4 protein-coding genes are annotated in these 5,602 nt (G+C 57.1%); 2 read left to right on the top strand and 2 right to left on the bottom strand.

The features are described from left to right. Together VGK48_24790 and VGK48_24785 are read right to left on the bottom strand one after the other, a co-directional pair. On the bottom strand, positions 1-417 hold a 417-nt coding region (locus tag VGK48_24790; GenBank protein ID HEY2384407.1), incomplete at its 3' end, for a DUF5060 domain-containing protein. Between the two features lie 4 nt (positions 418-421). Continuing rightward, positions 422-3,736 carry a carboxypeptidase regulatory-like domain-containing protein gene (locus VGK48_24785; GenBank protein ID HEY2384406.1) on the bottom strand — a complete coding sequence of 1,105 codons (3,315 nt, stop codon included), beginning with the start codon at positions 3,734-3,736 and terminating at the stop codon, positions 422-424. Between the two features lie 59 nt (positions 3,737-3,795). On the opposite strand from VGK48_24785, the gene VGK48_24780 reads away from it, so the two are divergent. Both VGK48_24780 and VGK48_24775 read left to right on the top strand, forming a co-directional pair. Then, positions 3,796-5,229 (top strand): DUF4038 domain-containing protein, encoded by a 1,434-nt coding sequence (locus VGK48_24780; GenBank protein HEY2384405.1) that lies wholly within the window; start codon positions 3,796-3,798, stop codon positions 5,227-5,229. Beyond that, positions 5,226-5,602: NAD(P)-binding domain-containing protein (locus tag VGK48_24775; protein HEY2384404.1), on the top strand; the 377-nt coding region annotated here is incomplete at its 3' end. The genes VGK48_24780 and VGK48_24775, both read left to right, overlap by 4 nt.

The following is a 5,602-nucleotide window of genomic DNA, read 5'->3' as shown; positions in this document are numbered from 1 at the left end:
GTTGTAGGCGTAATGCTTGGGGAAGATGCACATGCGCATTTTGTTGAAAGGCGCGGAGCGGAGGGTGGCGAGCGTTTGGGTTTCGAGGGCTTCGCCTTGATGCGTCCAGGCGTAGCAGGTAGTGCCGATGGGATTATACGGCGTGCCGTCGGCATAGGCGAAGTGGAAAGTGTTCGAGGCGCGAACAGGGCCGTGATTGCCGGCCGAAGGCGGAGTCACTTCGAAGCGGCCGGACTCGCCTGTGGAGGATGTATAAGTCCATTCTCCGGGAGCATCCGGCATGAAGCGGACTTTGTGCGTGCCGCTGCCATCTTCGAAGCCATCAATCGGAATGGTGCGATGTTGATGGCGAAATTCGGCGCTGGGGGCGGCTAATTCGAACACGCCCCATTGTTCGACTTCGGAGATAGAAGACAAACCCTCAGAATATAAATTTCAGGGCGAGCTGACCGATGCGCGGGTCCTGTGCCGCAGTAATCGTGCCGAATCCGCCGCTCGAGAAGCTGGTGGTCGCGGAATTCGGGTTAGTGGTAGAGCCGCCCGGATTGGCGAAATTGGTGCGGTTCAGGACGTTGAAAAATTCAGCGCGGAACTGCAAATGAACGCTTTCGCGGGCGATGGGAAAGTCTTTGAAGAGGCCGGTGTCCCAGGTAAACATGCCGGGACCGCGCAGGCTGCCCTTGCCGACATTGCCGAAGCCGCCGATTGGGGCGATAGTGAACGCCGCCGGATTCAGGTAGTTGACACAGGGAGCCGAGTTGCCGCAGGCGTTGCTGCCGTAGGAATCGACACCGGTGAAACTGGCGCGATCGGTGCCAAGTCCGGTTTGGGATTGGTCCTTGCCGGCTTGCACAGTGAATGTATTGCCGGTTTGCGCGGTGACGATACCGGACCATTGCCAGCCGCCGACCGCATATCGCATGAAGGCGTTATGGCCGGCGAACGTGGGCAGATCCCAGACATAGGAGACCACCAGCCGATGAGTGTGATCGAATTCGGAAGGACCATAGTCCATCTGATGGCGTCCGGGAAAATTCCAGGGGATCGGCGAGTTTCCGCCTTGGGCGGGACCGCTAATGCCGGCACCCGCCGGAGAGGTATCAAGAGACTTCGACCAGGTGTAATTCGCGAGAAGGGTGACGCCGTGCGAAATTCGCTTTTGGAGAGTGAACTGAGCGGAGTGGAATGTGGAATTAATATCCATAGCGGCTTGCGAAATGCTGCCGAAGGGTTGGAAGACGCGGCGAGCGTCCACGCCAGCCGTATTGCCTGGCCTATAGACGGCGGGATTCAGCTCCAGCGCTTCCTGGAAATGGGTAGCGCGGGCGCCGACATAGGCGACGCGGGCAAGCCAGCTGGCAGCGAGCTGGCGCTCAACGGAAAAATTCCAGTTGTAGTTGATGGGCGTAAATTGTTTTCCGCCGTTGGCCGGATCGTACGTGATGGCGAGAACCGGACGGGTAAACACGGCGTCTTTGGGCGGAGGAAATGGCGCCGGGAAAGGATTTCTCTGGCCGACGTACGGATTACTAAATGTGCCGGGCGGAGCCGTCAGACTGAATTGCGGGCTAAAAGGATCCACATCGACGAAGCGGTTGTTGAAGACGCCGCTCTGCAAGGCGTCGTGGAACATCCCGAAGCCGCCACGCAGACTGGTTTTTCCGTCGCCGGTCGGGTCGAAGGCAAATCCAACGCGCGGAGCGATGTTGTTGTAGCTACCTTTGACGCCCCAGCGAGGAACGCCCGGATCGCCAGGAAAGAGCAGGCCAGCGGGAGCGTTGACGTAGACTTGGGAACGAAGATTGGCGGCGTAGGCGGCGGGATTGAACTGCTCGATGCGGTTCTTGCGCTCCTGCCAAGGGAATTGCGGATCGTAGCGCAGACCGAAGTTCAATGTCAGGCGGCGTGAGACGTGATAGTCATCCTGAACATACAGATTAAAGGTGTTCAGCATGTTGTCTTTGAATTCGCCATAGCCTTGGGTGAACGTGCGAATGTAGCCTTGCATGAAACTTGCCAGAGCGTCGCCAGTGACATCGGCGGTAAAGCTGTAAGAACCGGAGGTGCGGAACTGATTGCGAAGCAGCACCTGGGCGCGGATGGCCGAGCCACCGAAGGATAGATTGTGTTTTCCGCGCACGAGACTGAAATCGTCGCTCAAATTGTATTGGTTGCGAATGAAGGCGGCCGGGTCTGTCTGGCCGGGATTGAAATACCCGCTGACGTTGATGCCTTCGATAGTCTTTGCGGTAGGAGGCTGCCAGATATTGACGCCCAGATCGGTGAGGCCAATGCTTCCTTCGGCGGGGCCGCGATTGGAGGTTTCGCGCGAGAAGCTGGCGCGGAATTCGTTCACAGCCGCGGGACCGAAAACGTGAGTTTCGCCGACCAAGGCGTTCTGCGAAATGATAGTCGAGAAATTCTGGAAGCTCAGGTAGTTTTTGGGATCGAGAAAGCCCGCGTTGCTGAAGCGGTCATAAAAATAGCGGAGAGAGACGTGATCATGATCCGAGAAGGCATGATCGCCGCGCGCGACATATTCGTCAAAGTCCTGGATGACGGGCTGCGAGTAGAATAGCTGCCCGTTGGCGGCCGACGACACAGGCAAGTACTTCAGGAACGCCACGGCGGCCGGATCGAGTTGGCCGGGTTGCAGGATGTTACCTGGAATCCGATTGCCGCTCCGGTCGAGGATGGGAACGCTTTTGTGAAATTGGTTGGCGGGATTAGAAGCATCGAGGAGCGCGGAAAAATTGCCGGCGCGCTCGGCGGTAGTGGGAAGGAAGGCGCTGCTGGTATTGCCGATGTTACGGAACTTCGTGCCCTGATAGCCGAAGAAGAAAAACGTCCGATCTTTGCCGTTGTAGAGTTTGGGGATCACGACGGGGCCGCCAATGGTGCCGCCGTACTGATTGCGCTTGATCTGATCGACGGTGGACGCGAAGAAGTTGCGCGCGTTGAAGACGGCATTGCGGACGAATTCGAAGGCATCGCCGTGCAAAGCGTTGGTTCCGGATTTTGTGACGATGTTTACCACGCCACCGGCATTGCCGCCATATTGGGCGCTGTAGTTGCTGGTTTGGACGCTGAATTCCTGGAGCGCATCAGGGAACGGGAAAGGCTGGTTGACGTTTGTGTAGAGATCGTTGTTGTTAGCGCCATCGAGACGGAAGCTAACCTGGTTCTGGCGCGCGCCGTTAGTCGAGACTGTAACCACGGTGGGAAATGTTTTGGTATTGCCTTGATCGACGTCGTTGGCCGGTGACGGAATAGCGCCAGCGACCACGAGAAGCAACGATGCGGCGTTGCGACCGTTCAGTGGCAGGTCGACAACCTTGCGCTGTTCCACGACCTGGCTGAGTGTGGCCGAAGTGGTGTTGATCTGCGGGACCTCGCCGGTAACTGAAATTGTTTCGGCGGCTTTGCCGATGGTCAGAGTCGTATTCACCGTGGCGCTCTGGTCGGCCAGAAGCGTGACGCCCTTCTGCGTGGATTGGCTGAAGCCGGAAGCGGAGACGGTTACATCGTAAGTCGCGGGCTTGAGGGATGCCACGGTGAAGTAGCCCTGGGCATTGGTGGATTCTTCGCGAACCTGACCGGTAGCCGGATTGGTGACAGTTACTTTGGCTCCGGCAATCACCGCGCCGGAGGGATCGGTGACAGTGCCTACGAGAGAGCCGAAACCCTGAGCGAAAGAGAGACTGGCTCCGAGGAGCAGCAGAAACAGCGAGCGCATATAATTGTTACCCCGAACGAATTGCTCTGGCGATGCCAGTGCGATGAGACTATCACAGAATGGTGAATGTGAAGACTTCGCGCAGGAGTGTATTAGCGGGTCTGGGATCCGTGCCATTTGCGGCGGCGATAGAGCAGAGGGCCGTCGAGCGCTGGACAATCTTTGAAGCAAGTTTTCCGAGATCTCGAAATGGGAATTTGTCCGCGGTATTTCGAAAAGGAGATCGCGCGATCCGGGTGCAAGGATTTTATGACGGCGCCGGGGCGGAACGGATTCGCTTCATGCCCGATTCGATAGGCGAGTGGACGTTTGTCACGAATCGGGGTGAACACGGCGGCTTCCGCTGCAGCCCCGCCGGGAAAGGCAACCATGGACCGGTAATCGTCCAAGACTCACGGCATTTGTGCCACGCGGACGGCACGCCGCACGTTTCGTTCGGCACAACCTGCTACGGATGGATACATCAAAACGAACAGCTCGAATCGCGGACGCTAGTGAGCTTGCGCGGGTCGCCCTTCAATAAGGTACGCATGTGTATTCTACCGACCGAGAGCGATCCGGTGAGGCGACCGTTCGCACCGGATTTTAGCTTTGACGTGAACTTTTTTCAGCATCTGGATCGACGGATACAGGATCTTTGCGATTTAGGAATTCAGGCCGATCTGATTCTGTTTCATCCCTACGATCGAATTGGCTACGGGGATTTGCCAGCGGACCTGAATCGGCGCTATCTCCGCTATATGGTCGCCCGCTATGCGGCATACCAGAATGTCTGGTGGTCCATTGCGAACGAATACGATCTGGTAAAGAACAAGAAGCAGCCGGAATGGGATGATTTCTTCCGGATAGTCGAAGAGAGCGATCCGCATAGGCACTTGCGCTCGATTCACTACAGCAAAGTGTTTTACGATTATGCGAAACCGTGGGTAACGCACATGAGCTTGCAGAGCGATCAGTTCGAGAAGACGGCGCAATGGCAGGCTGAATATGCGAAGCCGATCGTATTCGATGAATGTAAATATGAGGGCAATATCGACCGACGCTGGGGGAATCTGCCGGGGGAGGAGATGATGCGGCGGTTCTGGATCGGGATGGTCTCGGGCGCTTACGTAGGACATGGAGAGACGTATCACAGAGGAGATGGGGCAGCCTGGATTTCGAAAGGCGGTGAGTTGCTGGGCGAGAGTCCGCGGCGAATTGCGTTTTTAAAGGAGGTATTCGAAGGAGCGCCGGCGGCTGAACTCGAAGCCGTGCCAGGGTCTTATTATCCGTGCATCGCGAAGACGAAGGATTACTATCTCTATTTTTTCGATTTGCATCAACCGGCCGAATATGAGTTTCAGCTGCCAGACGACGCAGGTGCCTTCCGCGGCGACTTACTCGACCCGTGGGAGATGACCAGCACGCGGCTGGAAGGAAGTTACCGAGGTAAATTTCTGTTGAAGCTGCTGCAGAAGCCATACCTGGCAATTCGATTTCAAAAAAGGGCATGAGAACAATCACACTTTTAGGAGCCGGCGGGAAGATGGGCTGCCGGATTGCGGACAATCTCGCAAAGACGAGCTACGCGGTGCGGCATGTGGAGATCAGCGAACGCGGGAAGGCGGCGCTCAAGGAACGCGGGATTCCCGTTGTGCCGCTCGAGCAGGGTCTGGCGGGGGCAGAGATCGTCATTCTGGCGCTGCCGGATAACCGCATCGGCGCGATTGTCACGGAAGTTGCGCCGCAGCTCGATCGCGGAACGATGGTGATGGCTTTGGATATTGCAGCACCGCTCGCGGGCGTGTTGCCGAAGCGGGACGACCTGGTCTACTTCGTCGCCCATCCGTGCCATCCATCGATATTTGAGGATGAGGAAACGCGAGA

Source organism: Terriglobia bacterium, assembly GCA_036496425.1.
Taxonomy (GTDB): domain Bacteria; phylum Acidobacteriota; class Terriglobia; order 20CM-2-55-15; family 20CM-2-55-15; genus 20CM-2-55-15.
Note: the sequence above shows the minus strand (reverse complement) of the source record. Positions and strands in the feature narration are given on the sequence as shown.